Origin of the sequence: Pseudomonas sp. AL 58 (assembly GCF_036348395.1) — a bacterium.
Lineage (GTDB): Bacteria > Pseudomonadota > Gammaproteobacteria > Pseudomonadales > Pseudomonadaceae > Aquipseudomonas > Aquipseudomonas defluvii.
In genome coordinates, this window is record NZ_JAZBQR010000002.1 from 239,928 (window position 1) to 257,241 (window position 17,314).

The window sequence follows — 17,314 nt, forward strand, 5'->3', positions numbered from 1 at the left end:
CTGTTCGTCCTTCTTGAACGTATCGCTTGCCCGGCGAACGTGCGCGTTAGCGCTGCGCAGGCCTCACTTTACCTGGCTCAAGAAAAGGATTTCCCAATGATGAATGATGTGAACAAGGCGCCGGAGGCTGTAGGGCCTGAAAATCTGCCCGACTTGAAGGCGCATGTCGAAGTGCTGCTTGCTGAGGCTCGCGCACAAGGTGCCGATGCCTGTGAAGCGCTTGCGCTGCGTACGGCACACCGTGTGCAGCCGGGTGGCAGGTGATCACGTGGACCCCTGTACACCGACGCTACAGCTTGGCTTGGGCTGGCAGTCTACGTTGGTCAGTGCAAGGCTGAGGTGAGCATCGACCTGAATGAGGGATTCTCGCCTGATGAAGCGGTGAGTTCTCCATGCGCGGCATTGGTTTCTGGATTGAGCATGGCGAGGTGCAGCATGCGCTGAACCCGTTTACTGTCTCGGGCAATATGAACGCACTGTTCAAGCAAATCGTTGCTGTAGGCCGTGATCGCGAGCCCGTTGGACGCTCATTGGGGCGCTCGCTTCTGATTGAACAACTGGATATCGTGAGTGATTGAGCAACTGTCGTAGTGGATCCTACGTCTGGTAGCTCGGCTTGGTGTTGGGCTACCAGAAGGGCACGCGGCTGTGTGCGACAAGGGGGGCAGTAGAATGCTTGTGCGTTACTCGCCTTCGTCAAAGCGATTGTTGATCAGCTCAACCAGTGCGTTGAGTGCCTCTGTGTCGTCTTCACCTTCGGTGTGCAGGTGTACCTGGGTACCTTTGCCTGCTGCGAGCATCATCACGGCCATGATGCTCTTGCCATCGACCAGTTTGTCCGGTGCACGGCCAATTCGTACCTGGCAAGGAAAACGGCCTGCAACGCCAACGAACTTGGCGGCTGCGCGGGCATGCAGGCCCAGCTTGTTGATGATGGTTATTTCAAGAGCAGGCATCGCACAAGAGTCCTGTGGCTAGAGGTCGCGGTGGCGGACCTGGACGTTCTTCAGCGATTGCTGCAGCAACTGACCCAGGCGTTCGGTCAGATAGACCGAGCGATGATGACCACCGGTACAACCGATGGCAATGGTGACATACGCACGGTTGCTGGCGGCAAAGCGGGGTAGCCATTTGAGAAGATACCCGGAGATATCCTGGAACATGTCTTCGACATCCGGCTGGGCGGCCAGGTAGTCGATTACCGGTTGCTCAAGCCCGGAGTGATCCCGCAGTTCTGGCTTCCAGTAGGGGTTGGGCAGGCAGCGCACATCGAACACCACGTCAGCGTCTACGGGCATTCCACGCTTGAAGCCGAATGATTCGACCAGGAACGCAGTACCCGGCTCTGGCTGATTGAGCAGGCGAAGCTTGATCGAGTCTTTGAGCTGGTACAGGTTCAGGTTGGTGGTGTCGATCTTCAGGTCGGCCAGATCGGAAATAGGACCCAGCAGTTCGGTCTCGACCCGGATGGCCTCAGCCAGCGAGCGCTGAGCGTTGGTCAGCGGGTGACGGCGACGGGTTTCCGAGAAGCGCTTGAGCAGGGTTTCTTCATCGGCGTCCAGATACAGCACGTCGCATTGGATATGCCGGTTGCGTGCATCTTCAAGCAGTTCCGGGAACCGGGAGAGATGGCTTGGCAGGTTGCGTGCATCAATGGACACGGCAACCTTGGGTTGCATCAGTTCGGTATTGATCAGCGCACTTTCGGCAAGCTGCGGCAGCAAGCCGGCCGGAAGGTTGTCGATGCAATAGTAGCCATTGTCCTCGAGCACATCGAGGGCAGTGCTTTTACCTGAGCCGGACCGGCCGCTGACGATGATCAAACGCATGTTCAGTGCCCGTTCTGTACATCCAGTACGACCTGATACAGGGACTGGCTATCGCTGGCCGCACGCAGTTTTTCGCGAACGTCCTTGCGGTCAAGCATGCTGGCGATCTGGCGCAGCAGCTCCAGGTGCTCGTCGGTGGCGGCTTCCGGAACCAGCAGTACGAACAGCAGGTCTACGGGAGCACCATCGATGGCGTCGTAATCTATGGGGGCATCCAGGTGGAGCAGCGCACTGATCGGTGCGGTGCAGCCACTGAGGCGGCAGTGTGGAATGGCGATACCGTTGCCGAAACCGGTTGAACCCAGTTTTTCGCGGGCAATCAGGCTCTCGAAGACATCTTGCATTTCCAGATCCGGTACTTCCCGGTCAATCAGGTTGGCAATGTGTTCGAGTACGCGTTTTTTACTGCCGCCCGGCACGTTCACAAGTGAACGGCCGGGGGTCAGGATATCTTCAAGTCGGATCATGAGTGGGGGGGATCAGCGAGCGGCTGCACCTTGCAGCAAGGCCTGCTGTTTTTCCTTGTGTTTTTTCAGTTGGCGGTCGAGCTTGTCGGCAAGCAGGTCGATCGCGGCATACATGTCTTCATGCTCGGCATTGGCGACGACTTCGCCGCCAGGGATGCGCAGGGTGGCCTCGATTTTCTGTTTCAGTTTCTCGACCTCCAGAATGACCTGCACATTGGTGATCTTGTCGAAGTGACGCTCAACACGCTCGAGTTTTTCCCCGATATAAGTGCGCAGCGCTTCGGTGACTTCTACTTGGTGTCCACTGATGTTGACTTGCATACAGCTTCTCCTTTTGTTGCCGGTGCATAAAGAGGCAGGTATTGCGCCTGCCACTTGAATTGCGGTGGCACACCTCAGGTGCGTTACATCAGTCGCTTGCGTTCACTCGACGGTGCAATGCCGAGCGACTCGCGGTACTTGGCGACGGTGCGTCGTGCTACCTGGATGCCTTGTGCCTCCAGTAAACCAGCGATCTTGCTGTCACTCAATGGCTTTTTCTGATTTTCCGCTGCAACCAGTTTTTTGATGATCGCGCGAATCGCCGTGGACGAGCATTCTCCGCCTTCGGAGGTGCTGACATGGCTGGAGAAAAAGTACTTCAGTTCGTAAATGCCACGCGGGGTATGCATGTACTTTTGCGTGGTCACCCGGGATATGGTCGACTCGTGCATGCCCACCGCTTCGGCGATGTCGTGCAGTACCAGCGGCTTCATGGCCTCGTCACCGTGGTCGAGGAATCCGCGCTGGTGTTCGACGATCTGGGTGGCAACCTTCATCAGCGTTTCGTTGCGGCTTTGCAGGCTCTTGATGAACCAGCGGGCTTCCTGAAGCTGATTGCGCATGAAGGTGTTGTCTGCGCTGGTATCGGCGCGGCGTACAAAGCCTGCGTACTGTGGATTGACGCGCAGGCGTGGGACGGCTTCCTGGTTCAGTTCAACCAGCCAGCGATCGCTGTCCTTGCGCACGATCACGTCAGGCACCACGTATTCGGGTTCACTGGACTCGATCTGTGAGCCGGGGCGTGGGTTCAGGCTTTGTACCAGTTCGATCACCTGGCGCAGCTCGTCTTCCTTGAGCTTCATGCGGCGCATCAGCTGGCTGTAGTCGCGGCTGCCGAGCAGGTCGATGTAGTCGCTGACCAGTCGTTGCGCTTCAGTCATCCAGGGTGTTTGTGCCGGCATCTGACGCAACTGCAACAACAGGCATTCGCTCAGGTTGCGGGCGCCTATACCGGCAGGCTCGAATTGCTGGATGCGGTGCAGGACGGCTTCCACTTCGTCCAGTTCGATATCGAGTTCCGGGTCGAAGGACTCACAGACTTCTTCCAGGGTTTCGTCGAGATAGCCCTGGTTGTTGATGCAGTCGATCAGGGTGACGGCAATCAGTCGGTCGGTATCCGACATTGGCGCCAGGTTCAATTGCCACAGCAGGTGGCTCTGCAGGCTTTCACCCGCCGAGGTGCGGGTGGTGAAGTCCCACTCGTCGTCATCGTTGCTGGGAAGGCTGCTGGCGCTGGTTTGATAGATATCTTCCCAGGCGGTGTCTACCGGCAGCTCATTGGGAATACGCTCGTTCCACTCACCTTCCTCAAGGCTTTCCACGGGAGTGGCGGTTTCCTGGAAGCTGGTTTCCTGGGATTCCGAGGTCGGCTTGGATTCGGCGTTATCCGCCATCGGGTCGCTGTTATCGAAGTCGTCGCCATCTTCCTGGCGTTCGAGCATCGGGTTGGATTCCAGGGCTTCCTGGATTTCCTGCTGCAGGTCCAGTGTGGAAAGCTGGAGCAGACGGATGGCCTGTTGCAACTGCGGTGTCATCGTCAGTTGCTGGCCCATTCTTAGGACGAGCGATGGTTTCATGGCAGGGGCTTAACACCTTATTCGCCGGCGCACATGCGCCATCCACTACAAGGGCGCCGAAGCGCCTTCTTTAAGCAAATTATATGCCTGAAACCGAGGTGTTTGCCTAGAGCGCTGTAACAAATAAGCCGGTATTTGGGCGGATCGTCAGCGCTCTGGCGGTGCCTCGCACCTCGGGCTTACAGGCGGAACTCGTGGCCGAGGTAAACCTCTTTCACCAGTTCGTTGGCCAGGATGGTTTCTGCATCACCTTCGGCGATTAGGCGACCATCGTTGACGATGTAAGCGGTTTCGCAGATATCCAGTGTTTCACGGACGTTGTGGTCGGTGATCAGAACGCCAATGCCTTTGGCTTTCAGGTGGTGGATGATCTGCTTGATGTCGCCGACCGAGATCGGGTCGACACCGGCAAACGGTTCGTCGAGCAGGATGAATTTCGGTGCAGTCGCCAGTGCGCGGGCGATCTCCACACGGCGACGTTCACCACCGGAAAGGCTCATGCCGAGGTTGTCGCGGATGTGGCTGATGTGAAACTCCTGCAGCAGGCTTTCCAGTTCCTTGCGACGCCCTGCGGCGTCCAGCTCCTTGCGTGTTTCCAGGATCGCCATGATGTTGTCGGCCACCGACAACTTGCGGAAGATCGAGGCTTCCTGGGGCAGGTAGCCAATCCCAGCGCGTGCACGACCGTGCATCGGCTGGTGGCTGACATCCAGGTCGTCGATGAGCACGCGGCCCTGGTCGGCCTGTACCAGGCCGACAATCATGTAGAAGCACGTTGTCTTGCCGGCGCCGTTAGGGCCGAGCAGGCCGACGATCTGGCCGCTGTCGATTGACAGGCTGACGTCACGTACGACTTGTCGACTCTTGTAGCTCTTGGCCAGGTGCTGGGCTTTGAGGGTTGCCATTACTCGGCCTTCTTCTTCGGCTGGATCACCATGTCGATGCGTGGGCGCGGTGCGGTAATGTTGCTGCCGCGGCCGGCGGTGGCGACCTGAGACTTGGTGTTGTAGACGATTTTCTCGCCTTCGGTGGTGTTGCCTTCGTTGATCACCTTGGCCCGGTCAGTCAGAACCACCAGGTCTTTCAATGCCTGATATTGGATCTGCACGGCATAGCCTTGCATCTTGTCCGGCTTTGCAGCGCTTTGTTGCTGCTCGAAATACGCCAGGTTGCCCACCGAAGTGACCACGTCGATATCGCCGGAAGCGGAGCGGGTGATGGTCACGGTGTTGCCTTTGATCATCATCGAGCCTTGGGTGATGATCACGTCGCCGGTGTAGGTGGCAATGCCTTTCTTGTCGTCCAGTTGGGCGTTATCGGCCTGGATGCGGATTGGCTGGTCGCGGTCGTTCGGCAGGGCCAAGGCGCTCGCGCTTCCCAGTGCTGCGCTCAGGCTGAGCAAAAAGGGGAGGGTTTTAACGAGCCTCATACTGTCCTCTTACGTTGGACAGCAGGTCCATCCTGCCGTCTTTCAAATACGCTTTCATTCCCTTGCCCGTAGTGGTTCCACCGGCGCCGTCGATTCTAACGGCTTGATCGGTTTGAGCATATTGCTTCTGTGGGAATACCGTCATGCGGGTCGTGGTAATAATGGTTTCGCGGTTCTGTTCATCGGTGCGGGCAACCCGTACCGAGTCAATCAGCTCGACTTCGGTACCGTCCGGGTTGACCTCGCCGCGTTCGCTCTGAACGTGCCAAGGGTAGGCGGTGCCGCGGTACATGTGCAGGTCGGGCGTGGTCAGCAGGGTGATCTCGCTGGCCTGCAGGTGCTCGACCTTGTCTGCCGTCATGTCGTATTGCAGCTTGCCGTCAGGTAGAAACTGAACGCTGTGGGCATTGGTGGCGTAATAGTCGATGGCGCCTTTGTCGACAGTGGCCACCGGTTTCTCGAGGAAAGTATCGGGGCCGACCTTCCAGTAGCCAACCGCCGCCAGCAGGACGGCGATCGCCCCGAGCAGCGCAATGTTGCGGATTTTATTGCTGAACATGTGTCGCCCTACAGATAGTTGGCGTTTGCCGCATCGAGGTTGCCTTGGGCTCGCAGGATCAACTCGCAGAATTCGCGAGCGGCACCTTCGCCACCGCGTGCGAGGGTAACGCCATCAGCGTGTTCGCGTACGAAGGCCGCGGCGTTGGCCACGGCCATGCCCAAGCCAACCCGGCGGATGACGGGCAGGTCCGGTAGATCGTCGCCCAGGTAGGCAACCTGTTCATAGTCTAGGCCTAGCTGGCCGAGAAGTTCGTCCAGTACGACCAATTTATCTTCACGCCCTTGGTACAGGTGCGGGATGCCGAGGTTTTTCGCTCGGCGTTCGACCACCGGTGTCTTGCGACCGCTGATGATCGCGGTGGTCACACCCGAGGCCATGAGCATTTTGATGCCTTGACCGTCCAGGGTGTTGAAGGTCTTGAACTCGCTGCCATCTTCGAGGAAATACAGGCGACCGTCGGTGAGGACGCCATCAACATCAAAAATGGCCAGTTTGATGGCCTTGCCGCGCTGCAGCAGATCGGTTTGCATTACATTACTCCCGCACGCAGCAGGTCGTGCATGTTCAGTGCGCCTACCGGGTGATCGTCCGTGTCTACGACGACCAGGGCGTTGATCTTGTGGTCTTCCATGATTTTCAAGGCCTCGGCGGCGAGCATTTCGGCGCGGGCGGTTTTGCCGTGCGGTGTCATCACGTCTTCGATTCGCGCCTTGTGCAGGTCGATGTTGCGGTCGAGCGTGCGGCGCAGGTCGCCGTCAGTGAAGATCCCGGCCAGACGGCCGTCGGCTTCCAGTACCACGGTCATGCCCAGGCCCTTGCGGGTCATTTCCATCAGGGCATCCTTGAGCAGGGTGCCGCGGGCAACCTGGGGCAGCTCGGCGCCGGCGTGCATGACGTTTTCGACTTTCAGCAGCAGGCGTCGGCCCAGTGCGCCGCCGGGGTGCGAGAACGCGAAGTCCTCTGCGGTGAAGCCTCGCGCTTCAAGCAGGGCAATGGCCAGTGCATCGCCCAGCACCAGGGCTGCGGTGGTCGAGGAGGTTGGCGCCAGGTTAAGCGGGCAGGCTTCCTGTTGCACACGGGCGTCAAGGTTGACTTCGGCGGCTTTGGCCAGTGGCGAATCCGGGTTGCCGGTGAGGCTGATGAGTTGAATGCCCAGGCGTTTGATCAGCGGCAGCAGGGTCACGATTTCAGCGGTTGAACCGGAGTTCGACAACGCCAGGATGATATCGTCACGAGTGATCATGCCCATGTCGCCATGGCTGGCTTCGGCAGGGTGGACAAAGAACGCCGGTGTGCCGGTACTGGCCAGGGTTGCGGCGATCTTGTTGCCGATGTGCCCCGACTTGCCCATGCCGACTACCACGACCCGGCCTTTGCTGGCCTGGATCAGCTCGCAGGCCTTGACGAAATCAGCGTCGATATGGGCAAGCAGGCCTTCTACCGCTTCAAGTTCGAGGCGGATGGTGCGTTGTGCGGATTGGATCAGGTCGCTGGATTGGCTCATGTGGAAAATCGGATTGCCTGATGAAAAGGCGGCGATTATAGCGGGAATGCGCGAAAGCCTCACCTGCGAATCGCTGTCAGTGGCGTGTCAGTCGTTCATTTTTGGCTCAAGGAAGTCTGCGCAAGCGCTGCGATGGCCTTGGGGCGGCCCTTTCTGCGGTGCTATAGTTCGCCGCCAGTTCGGCCCGCTCAGGGCGTGCGTGCCTCCATGAAGGAGGTGGACGTCTGAGTGAGAAGGCTGCATCGCAAGGAGTTTAGATGAGCGTTGATAACGCCTACGCGGTCGAGTTGAAGGGCGTAACCTTCAAGCGCGGTTCGCGCAGTATCTTCAATAATGTCGATATACGCATTCCCCGAGGCAAGGTCACCGGCATCATGGGGCCATCCGGGTGTGGCAAGACCACGCTGCTGCGGCTGATTGGTGCGCAGCTGCGACCGGCCAGCGGCGAAGTCTGGGTGGCGGGGCAGAATTTGCCGACCCTGTCACGAAGCGACCTGTTCGATGCACGCAAGCAGATGGGCGTGCTGTTCCAGAGTGGCGCCCTGTTCACGGATCTCGACGTGTTCGAGAACGTCGCCTTTCCCCTGCGCGTTCATACGCAATTGTCTGATGAGATGATTCGCGACATCGTGCTGATGAAGTTGCAGGCGGTGGGCTTGCGCGGTGCCTTCGAGCTGATGCCCGACGAGCTGTCAGGCGGCATGAAGCGCCGTGTGGCGCTGGCCCGTGCAATTGCCCTGGACCCGCAAATCCTCATGTACGACGAACCCTTCGTTGGTCAGGATCCGATCGCAATGGGCGTGTTGGTACGCTTGATCCGCCTGCTCAACGATGCCCTGGGTATCACCAGTATCGTCGTTTCGCATGACCTGGCGGAAACCGCCAGCATTGCCGACTACCTCTATGTGGTGGGTGATGGGCAGGTATTGGGGCAAGGTACGCCGCAGGAGCTGATGAGCTCCGATAACCCCCGTATCCGTCAGTTCATGAAAGGCGATCCGGACGGCCCGGTGCCCTTCCATTTTCCTGCGCCTGACTACCGCGCCGATTTGCTGGGGAAGCGTTAGATGCGCAGAAAATCGTTACTTGAGCGTATTCGTCTTTTCGGTCGCTCGGCCATTGATGTGCTCGCCGTGCTGGGTCGCTCCTGGCTGTTCCTGTTACATGCGTTGATTGGGCGTGGCGGTATTGGCGGCAGCTTTCAGTTGCTGATCAAGCAGCTCTACTCGGTCGGCGTGTTGTCGCTGGCGATCATCGTGGTTTCCGGTATTTTCATCGGCATGGTGCTGTCGTTGCAGGGCTTCAATATCCTGAGCAGCTATGGCTCGGAACAGGCAGTAGGGCAGATGATTGCCTTGACCTTGCTGCGTGAGCTTGGCCCGGTGGTGACCGCGCTGCTGTTCGCCGGGCGGGCCGGTTCTGCATTGACCGCTGAAATCGGCAACATGAAGTCCACCGAGCAACTGTCCAGTCTTGAGATGATCGGTGTCGATCCGCTCAAGTACATCGTTGCCCCACGCCTGTGGGCAGGCTTCATTTCCCTGCCGCTGCTGGCAATGATTTTCAGTGTGGTGGGTATCTGGGGTGGGTCCTGGGTCGCGGTTGACTGGCTGGGGGTCTATGAAGGCTCTTTCTGGTCCAACATGCAAAACAGTGTGTCCTTCACCGATGATGTGCTTAACGGGATCATCAAGAGCCTGGTATTTGCCTTTGTCGTCACCTGGATCGCCGTATTCCAAGGCTATGACTGTGAGCCCACCTCAGAGGGGATCAGCCGTGCCACTACCAAGACCGTGGTCTATGCCTCGTTGGCAGTCCTGGGTCTGGACTTTATTCTGACCGCCTTGATGTTTGGAGATTTCTGATGCAAAACCGCACCCTGGAAATCGGTGTCGGCCTGTTCCTCCTGGCCGGGATCCTGGCGCTGCTTCTGCTGGCACTGCGTGTCAGCGGCCTGTCTGCCAGCCCGAGCAGCGATACCTATAAACTTTATGCCAACTTCGACAATATCGCCGGTTTGACGGTCAGATCCAAAGTGACCATGGCCGGTGTCACCATCGGTCGGGTCACGGCCATCGACCTCGACCGCGACAGCTTCACCGGTCGCGTGACCATGGAACTGGAAAAACGCCTGGACAATCTGCCTTCGGACTCCACGGCATCGATCCTGACCGCGGGGTTGCTGGGTGAAAAGTACGTGGGTATCAGTGTCGGTGGCGATGAGACGGTGTTGAAGGATGGCGGCGTCATCCATGACACCCAGTCGTCATTGGTGCTTGAGGACCTGATCGGCAAGTTCCTGCTCAACAGTGTTGGCAAAGAAGCCAAATAAGGAGTTTCTATGATCTCTATTCTGCGACGCGGCCTGCTGGTGTTGCTGGCGGCACTGCCAATGTTTGCGGGCGCGGCAGTGGCCCCGTCGGCTCATGACCTTATCCAGGGCACGACCAATGAACTGCTGTCCGACCTGAAGTCGAATAAAGAGCAGTACAAGGCCAACCCAAGCGCCTTCTACGACGCCCTCAACCGTATCCTGGGGCCGGTAGTGGATGCCGATGGCATCTCGCGCAGCATCATGACCGTTAAGTATTCGCGCAAGGCCACGCCTGAGCAGATGACGCGCTTTCAGGAGAACTTCAAGCGTAGCTTGATGCAGTTCTACGGCAACGCACTGCTGGAGTACAACAACCAGGGTATTACGGTCAGCCCGGCCAAGGATGAAAGCGGTACTCGGACCAGCGTTGACATGAAGGTCACGGGTAACAACGGCGCGATCTATCCGGTTTCCTACACGCTGGAGAAAATCGATGGCGTCTGGAAAGTGCGCAATGTGATCGTCAATGGCATCAACATCGGCAAGTTGTTCCGTGACCAGTTTGCCGATGCCATGCAGCGCAACGGTAACAACCTGGACAAAACCATCGATGGTTGGGCTGGCGAAGTCGCCAAGGCCAAGGAAACGGCGGAGCAGTCCACCGAGAAGCAGACGCAATGAGCAGTGCCTCTGTTCAGTGGGGTGAGGCCGGTGTCCTGAACCTTTCGGGTGTTCTGGATTACCGCACGGGCCCGACCTTGCGCAAGGAAGGTAAGGTGCTGATTGCTTCCGAGAAGGCGCCCGCGCTGGTGCTCGACTGCTCTGCGGTGGAGAAGTCGAGCAGTGTAGGCCTTTCCCTGTTACTGGCTTTCATGCGTGATGCCAGTGCAAGCGGGAAAACCGTCGAAGTGCGCGCAATGCCCCAGGACATGCGCGAAATCGCCGAGGTCTATGGCCTCTCCGAACTGTTGGCGGGCCGATAATCGGCCCCGTCTAGCGGCCCCTCGGTCAGAGTCCTCGTTTACGGGGTTCGCAGGCGAGGGGCTTTTTTGTATGATGGCCGACCCGCGCGCACAGGGCGCCGATTGAGGTTGAGCATGCAGGCCGTAGAAGTTAAGAGCTTCCTTGAAGAAAAGTTGCCGGGAACCCGGGTCGAAGTTGAAGGCGAAGGCTGCAACTTCCAGTTGAATCTGATCAGCGACGAGTTGGCGGCCCTGAGCCCGGTCAAACGTCAGCAAGCGATCTATGCTCACCTGAACCCGTGGATCGCCGATGGCAGCATCCATGCGGTAACCATGAAATTTTTCAGCAGCGCAGCCTGGGCTGAGCGCACCTGAGCCAATTGGCGCGAGACTCAAATGGATAAACTGATTATTACTGGCGGTTCTCGTCTTGATGGCGAAATCCGCATTTCCGGGGCGAAGAACGCCGCCCTGCCGATTCTGGCTGCCACCTTGTTGGCTGACGGCCCTGTGACGGTTGGCAACCTGCCACACCTGCACGACATCACCACCATGATCGAGCTGTTCGGACGTATGGGCATTGAGCCTGTCATCGATGAAAAGCTTTCGGTGGAAATTGACCCGCGCAGCATCAAGACGCTGATCGCGCCTTACGAGCTGGTGAAAACCATGCGCGCCTCGATCCTGGTACTCGGCCCGATGGTCGCGCGCTTTGGCGAGGCTGAAGTGGCCCTGCCTGGCGGTTGCGCCATCGGTTCGCGTCCTGTCGACCTGCACATTCGTGGCCTTGAAGCCATGGGCGCGAAGATCGAAGTCGAGGGTGGTTACATCAAGGCCAAGGCACCTGAAGGTGGCTTGCGTGGTGCGCACTTCTTCTTCGATACCGTCAGTGTGACCGGTACCGAGAACATCATGATGGCGGCGGCGCTGGCCAAAGGCCGCAGCGTACTGCAAAACGCCGCGCGTGAGCCGGAAGTGGTCGACCTGGCCAACTTCATCAACGCCATGGGCGGCAAGGTTCAGGGCGCTGGCACCGATACCATCACCATCGATGGTGTCGAGCGCCTGGGTTCGGCGACCTACCGCGTCATGCCTGACCGTATCGAGACCGGTACCTACCTGGTGGCTGCCGCCATTACCGGTGGTCGCGTCAAGGTCAAGGACACCGATCCAACCATCCTCGAAGCGGTTCTTGAGAAACTCAAGGAAGCCGGTGCCGAAATCACCACGGGTGAAGACTGGATCGAGCTGGACATGCACGGCAAGCGGCCTAAAGCCGTGAACCTGCGCACCGCCCCATACCCGGCGTTCCCGACGGACATGCAGGCGCAGTTCATCTCCCTCAACGCCATCGCCGAAGGCACTGGCGCGGTGATCGAGACGATCTTTGAGAACCGTTTCATGCACGTGTACGAGATGCACCGCATGGGCGCCTTGATCCAGGTCGAAGGCAACACTGCCATCGTTACCGGGACCAAGACCCTCAAAGGCGCGCCAGTGATGGCGACTGACCTGCGGGCTTCGGCCAGCCTGGTGCTGTCGGCGCTGGTTGCCGAAGGTGATACCCTGATCGACCGCATCTACCACATCGACCGTGGTTATGAGTGCATCGAGGAAAAACTGCAGATGCTGGGCGCGAAGATCCGTCGCGTACCGGGCTAGTCTGCCTGCGGCGCAAGGACGCGCCACACATTGCTGGACCGAATTGAATGCTGTCGAGCCTGCTGTGCGGCTCGACGGGCACATGCCGCATAAGGACCGACGTTTCATGTTGACCATCGCGCTGTCCAAGGGCCGTATTCTTGACGATACCCTGCCGTTGCTGGCAGAGGCGGGCATTGTCCCGACCGAGAATCCGGACAAGAGCCGCAAACTGATCATCCCGACGACCCAGGCCGATGTACGCCTGCTGATCGTGCGGGCCACCGACGTGCCGACGTATGTCGAGCATGGTGCCGCCGATCTGGGTGTGGCTGGCAAGGACGTGTTGATGGAGTACGGTGGTCAGGGCCTTTACGAGCCACTGGATCTGCAGATTGCCAAGTGCAAGCTGATGACCGCTGGCGCAGTCGGTGCTGCCGAACCCAAAGGCCGTCTGCGGGTGGCGACCAAGTTCGTCAACGTTGCCAAGCGCTACTATGCCGAGCAGGGCCGTCAGGTCGATATCATCAAGCTCTATGGCTCGATGGAGCTGGCGCCTTTGATTGGCCTGGCTGACAAGATCATCGACGTCGTCGATACCGGTAATACCCTGCGGGCAAACGGTCTGGAGCCCCAGGAACTGATCGCGACCATCAGCTCCCGCCTGGTGGTCAACAAAGCGTCCATGAAAATGCAGCATGCGCGTATTCAAAGCCTGATCGATACCCTTCGTCAGGCCGTGGAATCGCGACACCGCGGTTGATACCTGCGCGCGACCTTCGCTGTCGCGCCCGTCTATCCGCGTCATAGCCAACTTTTTCAGGTGCCCTCGCGGATCGGCTGCTACGTTAAGGGCGCCTGAGCATCCGCCAATTATTGAGGCCCTCGCTATGACCACGTCCACTGCTATTGCCCGACTCAATGCCGCTGACCCGGATTTCGCCCGACATCTGGATCATCTGCTGAGCTGGGAAAGTGTGTCCGACGACACGGTCAATCAGCGCGTGCTGGACATCATCAAGGCCGTGCGCGAGCGCGGTGACGCCGCACTGGTGGAGTTCACCCAGCGTTTTGATGGGGTTGAAGCCACCTCGATGAGCGACCTGATTCTCGGTCGCGAGCGCCTGGAACTGGCCCTGAGCCGAATCACTGTCGCCCAGCGCGAAGCACTGGAAAAGGCTGCTGCGCGGGTTCGCAGCTACCACGAAAAACAGAAGCAGGACTCCTGGACCTACACCGAGGCCGATGGCACCGTGTTGGGTCAGAAAGTCACGCCGTTGGACCGTGCGGGCTTGTACGTACCCGGTGGCAAGGCCTCCTACCCGTCGTCAGTGCTGATGAACGCCATTCCGGCCAAGGTCGCTGGTGTTGCCGAGGTGGTGATGGTCGTGCCGACTCCGCGTGGCGAGGTCAATGAACTGGTACTGGCTGCTGCCTGCATCGCTGGCGTTGATCGCGTCTTCACCATTGGTGGCGCCCAGGCCGTTGCAGCGCTGGCCTATGGCACCGAAAGCGTGCCGCAGGTCGACAAGGTGGTAGGGCCGGGCAACATCTACGTCGCAACCGCCAAGCGCCATGTGTTCGGCCAGGTAGGGATCGACATGATTGCCGGTCCTTCGGAAATCCTGGTGGTGTGTGATGGCCTGACCGATCCGGACTGGATCGCGATGGACCTGTTCTCCCAGGCCGAGCATGACGAAGATGCCCAGGCCATTCTGGTAAGCCCGGACGCGGCCTTCCTTGATCGCGTCGCTGCGAGCATCGACAAGCTGTTGCCGACCATGGACCGTGCCGAGATCATCAAGACCTCGATCAATGGCCGTGGCGCCCTGATCCAGGTGCGCGACATGCAGCAGGCTATCGAGGTGGCCAACCGTATTGCCCCTGAGCACCTGGAGCTGTCGGTTGCCGACCCGCAGGCCTGGCTGCCGCAGATCCGTCACGCCGGGGCCATCTTCATGGGCCGTCACACCAGCGAGGCACTGGGCGACTACTGCGCCGGGCCGAATCACGTCTTGCCGACTTCCGGCACGGCGCGCTTTTCCTCGCCTCTGGGGGTGTATGACTTCCAGAAGCGTTCCTCGATCATCTTCTGCTCCGAACAAGGCGCTTCCGAACTGGGCAAGACCGCTTCGGTCCTGGCCCGTGGCGAATCGCTCAGTGCTCACGCGCGCAGCGCCGAATACCGCATCATTGCCGACAACGAGGGGAACTGAACATGAGTAAATTCTGGAGCCCCTTCGTCAAGGACCTTGTGCCTTACGTGCCGGGTGAGCAGCCGAAACTGGCCAAACTGGTGAAGCTCAACACCAACGAGAACCCGTATGGGCCCTCGCCGAAAGCCCTTGAGGCCATGCGCGCCGAGTTGAATGACAACCTGCGTCTGTACCCTGACCCGAACAGCGATCTGCTCAAGCAGGCAGTGGCCGAGTACTACGGCGTGCAGGGTAACCAGGTGTTCCTGGGTAACGGTTCCGATGAAGTGCTGGCGCATATCTTTCACGGTCTGTTCCAGCATGACGCGCCGCTGCTGTTCCCGGACATCAGCTACAGCTTCTATCCGGTTTACTGCGGCCTTTACGGTATTCCGTACGAGGCGGTAGCGCTGGATGAGCAGTTCCAGATTCGCGTCGAGGATTATCAACGAGCGAATGCCGGGATCATCTTCCCGAACCCCAACGCGCCAACTGGCTGCCTGCTGGCCCTGGACGCCATTGAGCAGTTGCTCAAGGCCAACCCTGATTCCGTGGTGGTGGTCGACGAGGCCTATATCGACTTCGGTGGGCAGACGGCGATCAGCCTGGTTGGCCGTTATCCGAACCTGCTGGTCACCCAGACCCTGTCCAAGTCGCGTTCGCTGGCCGGGTTGCGTGTGGGCCTGGCGGTCGGTCATCCAGACCTGATCGAGGCGCTGGAGCGGATCAAGAACAGCTTCAACTCCTACCCGCTCGACCGTATGGCTATTGTCGGGGCTGCTGCGGCGTTCCAGGACAAGGCTTACTTTGACGAGACCTGCCGCAAGGTCATCGACAGCCGCGAACATTTGGTGGCCGAGCTCACCGCGCGCGGTTTTGAAGTGTTGCCGTCGGCGGCGAACTTTATCTTTGCCCGTCATCCTGAGCAGGATGCTGCCGACCTGGCTGCCCGTCTGCGTGAACAGGGCGTGATTGTGCGGCACTTCAAACAAGCGCGTATCGCGCAGTTCCTGCGGATCACCATCGGTACCCCGGAGCAGAATCAGGCGTTGCTCGACGCGTTGAACTGATATCGGTTGGGCCCTCTCGCCGGCCAGGCTTGCTCTTGCGCACGTGTATTGCTCTGGAGTTGGTCTGGCCGGCGATTGCATTTGTATCGCTGTCTAACCCCTTTGCTGGAGCCCGATGGATGAACCCTGAACACGCTGCTGCCCGTGATCGCGAAGCGCGTGGAGCGGAACTCGACGAACTGCTGATCGACGCTGAAGCTGATGATGAGCAGGTTCAACAGCAGCCCGTGGTGTTGCAACGCCCTTGGTTGCTGCTTCTGGGGCTGGTGTTGGTGGCCCTGAACCTGCGCCCGGCGTTGTCGAGCATGGCGCCGGTGCTCGGGCAGGTCTCTGAGAGCCTGGGGCTGAGTGCTTCCCAAGCGGGCCTGCTGACCACCTTGCCCGTGCTGTGCCTGGGCCTGTTTGCACCGTTGGCGCCTGTGCTGGCGCGGCGTTTCGGCAGTGAGCGGGTCGTGCTGGGTGTTCTCCTGTGCCTGGCGGCCGGTATTTTCCTGCGCAGCGTCCTGGGCAGTTTCGGGGTGTTTGTCGGCAGCATACTGGCCGGCGCCAGTATTGGCGTGATCGGCGTCTTGTTGCCGGGTATCGTCAAGCGTGATTTTGCCAAGCATGCCGGTACGCTCACCGGCGTCTACACCATGGCCCTGTGCCTCGGCGCTGCAGTTGCCGCTGGCGCCACCGTGCCGCTTGGTCGTTACTTTGATGACAGCTGGTCGATGGGGCTGGGCTTCTGGTTGCTGCCAGCGGTCGTTGCGGCGCTGTTCTGGCTGCCTCAGGCTCGTCAGGGCCATGCGGCGCATAGCGTCGCCTACCGGGTGCGCGGTGTGTGGCGTGATCCGCTGGCCTGGCAGGTGACCTTGTACATGGGGCTGCAGTCGTCGTTGGCCTACATCGTCTTCGGTTGGCTGCCTTCGGTGCTGATCGGGCGCGGCCTCAGCCCGACCGAGGCAGGCCTGGTGTTGTCCGGTTCGGTCATTGTTCAACTGCTCAGCTCGTTGACTGCACCTTGGCTGGCCACCCGGGGCAAGGATCAGCGCTTGGCCATTGTGTTGGCCATGCTGATGACGTTGGCCGGGTTGTTCGGTTGTCTTTATGCGCCGCTGAACGGCCTCTGGGGCTGGGCGGTGGTCTTGGGCTTGGGGCAGGGCGGAGCGTTTGCGCTGGCATTGACCCTGATCGTGCTGCGCTCCCGGGATGCCCATGTCGCGGCCAACCTGTCGAGCATGGCGCAAGGGGTGGGTTACACCCTGGCGTCCCTTGGGCCTTTCGCCGTGGGTGTGGTGCATGACCTGACGGGCGGGTGGAAGGCTGTGGGGTGGATTTTCGCGGTGCTCGGTGTCAGCGCCATAGTCTTCGGCCTCAAGGCCGGGCGCGCCTTATATGTGAACGCGACCAGCGAGCGGGTCTGATCCGCGCTGGCGGTCAGCGATTGATTTCAGGTGGTGC

At 59.6% G+C, this 17,314-nt stretch carries 22 protein-coding genes and 1 pseudogene; 13 read left to right on the forward strand and 10 right to left on the reverse strand.

Translation table 11 applies throughout. The features are described 5' to 3' along the window. Window positions 1-96: 96 nt before the first annotated feature. Entirely contained in the window at window positions 97-264 is a 168-nt protein-coding gene (locus tag UIA24_RS01475; protein WP_442962998.1) for a hypothetical protein, read from the forward strand. A 125-nt stretch (window positions 265-389) separates the two neighbouring features. Continuing rightward, window positions 390-578 (forward strand): annotated as a pseudogene (locus UIA24_RS01480) (metallopeptidase TldD-related protein); the annotation flags it as partial. A 105-nt stretch (window positions 579-683) separates the two neighbouring features. On the opposite strand, the gene UIA24_RS01485 reads toward UIA24_RS01480, so the two are convergent. The 10 genes from UIA24_RS01485 to UIA24_RS01530 form a co-directional block, all read right to left on the reverse strand. Beyond that, window positions 684-956, reverse strand: coding sequence for an HPr family phosphocarrier protein (locus UIA24_RS01485; protein WP_065759401.1), 273 nt, complete (start codon window positions 954-956; stop codon window positions 684-686). An 18-nt stretch (window positions 957-974) separates the two neighbouring features. Further along, window positions 975-1,829 (reverse strand): RNase adapter RapZ, encoded by an 855-nt coding sequence (rapZ, locus tag UIA24_RS01490; protein ID WP_099773637.1) that lies wholly within the window; start codon window positions 1,827-1,829, stop codon window positions 975-977. 2 nt (window positions 1,830-1,831) lie between these two features. Continuing rightward, window positions 1,832-2,296 carry a PTS IIA-like nitrogen regulatory protein PtsN gene (ptsN, locus tag UIA24_RS01495; protein WP_330522026.1) on the reverse strand — a complete coding sequence of 155 codons (465 nt, stop codon included), beginning with the start codon at window positions 2,294-2,296 and terminating at the stop codon, window positions 1,832-1,834. 12 nt (window positions 2,297-2,308) lie between these two features. Beyond that, entirely contained in the window at window positions 2,309-2,617 is a 309-nt protein-coding gene (gene hpf, locus UIA24_RS01500; RefSeq protein ID WP_065760933.1) for a ribosome hibernation-promoting factor, HPF/YfiA family, read from the reverse strand. 83 nt (window positions 2,618-2,700) lie between these two features. Further along, entirely contained in the window at window positions 2,701-4,194 is a 1,494-nt protein-coding gene (locus tag UIA24_RS01505) for an RNA polymerase factor sigma-54 (RefSeq protein WP_065760932.1), read from the reverse strand. Between the two features lie 179 nt (window positions 4,195-4,373). Further along, complete coding sequence (gene lptB / locus UIA24_RS01510) at window positions 4,374-5,099, reverse strand: LPS export ABC transporter ATP-binding protein (RefSeq protein WP_065760931.1); 726 nt, start codon at window positions 5,097-5,099, stop codon at window positions 4,374-4,376. Further along, the gene (gene lptA / locus UIA24_RS01515) at window positions 5,099-5,623 is read right to left on the reverse strand and encodes a lipopolysaccharide transport periplasmic protein LptA (protein ID WP_065760930.1); all 525 of its coding nucleotides are present in this window, start codon (window positions 5,621-5,623) and stop codon (window positions 5,099-5,101) included. Before lptA ends, lptB begins: the two co-directional genes overlap by 1 nt. Next, the gene (gene lptC, locus UIA24_RS01520; protein WP_065760929.1) at window positions 5,610-6,182 is read right to left on the reverse strand and encodes an LPS export ABC transporter periplasmic protein LptC; all 573 of its coding nucleotides are present in this window, start codon (window positions 6,180-6,182) and stop codon (window positions 5,610-5,612) included. Before lptC ends, lptA begins: the two co-directional genes overlap by 14 nt. An 8-nt stretch (window positions 6,183-6,190) precedes the next feature. Further along, window positions 6,191-6,715, reverse strand: a complete 525-nt coding sequence (locus UIA24_RS01525; protein WP_330522028.1) for a KdsC family phosphatase — start codon at window positions 6,713-6,715, stop codon at window positions 6,191-6,193. Continuing rightward, the gene (locus UIA24_RS01530) at window positions 6,715-7,689 is read right to left on the reverse strand and encodes a KpsF/GutQ family sugar-phosphate isomerase (RefSeq protein ID WP_065760927.1); all 975 of its coding nucleotides are present in this window, start codon (window positions 7,687-7,689) and stop codon (window positions 6,715-6,717) included. Before UIA24_RS01530 ends, UIA24_RS01525 begins: the two co-directional genes overlap by 1 nt. A 257-nt stretch (window positions 7,690-7,946) precedes the next feature. Here UIA24_RS01530 and UIA24_RS01535 point away from each other — a divergent pair, with 257 nt between their 5' ends. The 11 genes from UIA24_RS01535 (at window position 7,947) to UIA24_RS01585 (ending at window position 17,277) form a co-directional block, all read left to right on the forward strand. Next, window positions 7,947-8,756 (forward strand): ATP-binding cassette domain-containing protein, encoded by an 810-nt coding sequence (locus tag UIA24_RS01535; protein ID WP_065760926.1) that lies wholly within the window; start codon window positions 7,947-7,949, stop codon window positions 8,754-8,756. Then, window positions 8,757-9,554 carry a lipid asymmetry maintenance ABC transporter permease subunit MlaE gene (gene mlaE, locus UIA24_RS01540; protein WP_065760925.1) on the forward strand — a complete coding sequence of 266 codons (798 nt, stop codon included), beginning with the start codon at window positions 8,757-8,759 and terminating at the stop codon, window positions 9,552-9,554. Next, complete coding sequence (gene mlaD / locus UIA24_RS01545) at window positions 9,554-10,021, forward strand: outer membrane lipid asymmetry maintenance protein MlaD (RefSeq protein ID WP_065760924.1); 468 nt, start codon at window positions 9,554-9,556, stop codon at window positions 10,019-10,021. Before mlaE ends, mlaD begins: the two co-directional genes overlap by 1 nt. A gap of 9 nt (window positions 10,022-10,030) precedes the next feature. Continuing rightward, window positions 10,031-10,684 carry an MlaC/ttg2D family ABC transporter substrate-binding protein gene (locus UIA24_RS01550; protein ID WP_099773639.1) on the forward strand — a complete coding sequence of 218 codons (654 nt, stop codon included), beginning with the start codon at window positions 10,031-10,033 and terminating at the stop codon, window positions 10,682-10,684. After that, on the forward strand, window positions 10,681-10,986 hold the full coding sequence (locus UIA24_RS01555) for an STAS domain-containing protein (RefSeq protein WP_330522029.1): 306 nt from the start codon (window positions 10,681-10,683) through the stop codon (window positions 10,984-10,986). Before UIA24_RS01550 ends, UIA24_RS01555 begins: the two co-directional genes overlap by 4 nt. Window positions 10,987-11,100: 114 nt before the next feature. Further along, complete coding sequence (locus UIA24_RS01560; RefSeq protein ID WP_065760921.1) at window positions 11,101-11,340, forward strand: BolA family protein; 240 nt, start codon at window positions 11,101-11,103, stop codon at window positions 11,338-11,340. A gap of 21 nt (window positions 11,341-11,361) precedes the next feature. Next, the gene (murA, locus tag UIA24_RS01565) at window positions 11,362-12,627 is read left to right on the forward strand and encodes a UDP-N-acetylglucosamine 1-carboxyvinyltransferase (RefSeq protein WP_065760920.1); all 1,266 of its coding nucleotides are present in this window, start codon (window positions 11,362-11,364) and stop codon (window positions 12,625-12,627) included. 106 nt (window positions 12,628-12,733) lie between these two features. Further along, a complete protein-coding gene (hisG, locus tag UIA24_RS01570) occupies window positions 12,734-13,369 on the forward strand; it encodes an ATP phosphoribosyltransferase (RefSeq protein WP_065760919.1) in 636 nt (211 codons plus the stop codon). 127 nt (window positions 13,370-13,496) lie between these two features. Then, window positions 13,497-14,822: a histidinol dehydrogenase gene (gene hisD, locus UIA24_RS01575; RefSeq protein ID WP_065760918.1), complete on the forward strand. Its 1,326-nt coding sequence runs from the start codon at window positions 13,497-13,499 to the stop codon at window positions 14,820-14,822. Window positions 14,823-14,824: 2 nt separating this feature from the next. Next, window positions 14,825-15,871, forward strand: coding sequence for a histidinol-phosphate transaminase (gene hisC / locus UIA24_RS01580; protein WP_330522030.1), 1,047 nt, complete (start codon window positions 14,825-14,827; stop codon window positions 15,869-15,871). A gap of 119 nt (window positions 15,872-15,990) precedes the next feature. Continuing rightward, window positions 15,991-17,277 (forward strand): CynX/NimT family MFS transporter, encoded by a 1,287-nt coding sequence (locus UIA24_RS01585; protein ID WP_099773642.1) that lies wholly within the window; start codon window positions 15,991-15,993, stop codon window positions 17,275-17,277. Window positions 17,278-17,314: the final 37 nt, after the last annotated feature.

Coding starts and splice junctions, on each gene's coding strand:
- UIA24_RS01475 (WP_442962998.1), top strand. CDS start 97: ATGATGAATGATGTGAACAAGGCGCCGGAGGCTGTAGGGCCTGAAAAT.
- UIA24_RS01485 (WP_065759401.1), bottom strand. CDS start 956: ATGCCTGCTCTTGAAATAACCATCATCAACAAGCTGGGCCTGCATGCC.
- rapZ (WP_099773637.1), bottom strand. CDS start 1,829: ATGCGTTTGATCATCGTCAGCGGCCGGTCCGGCTCAGGTAAAAGCACT.
- ptsN (WP_330522026.1), bottom strand. CDS start 2,296: ATGATCCGACTTGAAGATATCCTGACCCCCGGCCGTTCACTTGTGAAC.
- hpf (WP_065760933.1), bottom strand. CDS start 2,617: ATGCAAGTCAACATCAGTGGACACCAAGTAGAAGTCACCGAAGCGCTG.
- UIA24_RS01505 (WP_065760932.1), bottom strand. CDS start 4,194: ATGAAACCATCGCTCGTCCTAAGAATGGGCCAGCAACTGACGATGACA.
- lptB (WP_065760931.1), bottom strand. CDS start 5,099: ATGGCAACCCTCAAAGCCCAGCACCTGGCCAAGAGCTACAAGAGTCGA.
- lptA (WP_065760930.1), bottom strand. CDS start 5,623: ATGAGGCTCGTTAAAACCCTCCCCTTTTTGCTCAGCCTGAGCGCAGCA.
- lptC (WP_065760929.1), bottom strand. CDS start 6,182: ATGTTCAGCAATAAAATCCGCAACATTGCGCTGCTCGGGGCGATCGCC.
- UIA24_RS01525 (WP_330522028.1), bottom strand. CDS start 6,715: ATGCAAACCGATCTGCTGCAGCGCGGCAAGGCCATCAAACTGGCCATT.
- UIA24_RS01530 (WP_065760927.1), bottom strand. CDS start 7,689: ATGAGCCAATCCAGCGACCTGATCCAATCCGCACAACGCACCATCCGC.
- UIA24_RS01535 (WP_065760926.1), top strand. CDS start 7,947: ATGAGCGTTGATAACGCCTACGCGGTCGAGTTGAAGGGCGTAACCTTC.
- mlaE (WP_065760925.1), top strand. CDS start 8,757: ATGCGCAGAAAATCGTTACTTGAGCGTATTCGTCTTTTCGGTCGCTCG.
- mlaD (WP_065760924.1), top strand. CDS start 9,554: ATGCAAAACCGCACCCTGGAAATCGGTGTCGGCCTGTTCCTCCTGGCC.
- UIA24_RS01550 (WP_099773639.1), top strand. CDS start 10,031: ATGATCTCTATTCTGCGACGCGGCCTGCTGGTGTTGCTGGCGGCACTG.
- UIA24_RS01555 (WP_330522029.1), top strand. CDS start 10,681: ATGAGCAGTGCCTCTGTTCAGTGGGGTGAGGCCGGTGTCCTGAACCTT.
- UIA24_RS01560 (WP_065760921.1), top strand. CDS start 11,101: ATGCAGGCCGTAGAAGTTAAGAGCTTCCTTGAAGAAAAGTTGCCGGGA.
- murA (WP_065760920.1), top strand. CDS start 11,362: ATGGATAAACTGATTATTACTGGCGGTTCTCGTCTTGATGGCGAAATC.
- hisG (WP_065760919.1), top strand. CDS start 12,734: ATGTTGACCATCGCGCTGTCCAAGGGCCGTATTCTTGACGATACCCTG.
- hisD (WP_065760918.1), top strand. CDS start 13,497: ATGACCACGTCCACTGCTATTGCCCGACTCAATGCCGCTGACCCGGAT.
- hisC (WP_330522030.1), top strand. CDS start 14,825: ATGAGTAAATTCTGGAGCCCCTTCGTCAAGGACCTTGTGCCTTACGTG.
- UIA24_RS01585 (WP_099773642.1), top strand. CDS start 15,991: ATGAACCCTGAACACGCTGCTGCCCGTGATCGCGAAGCGCGTGGAGCG.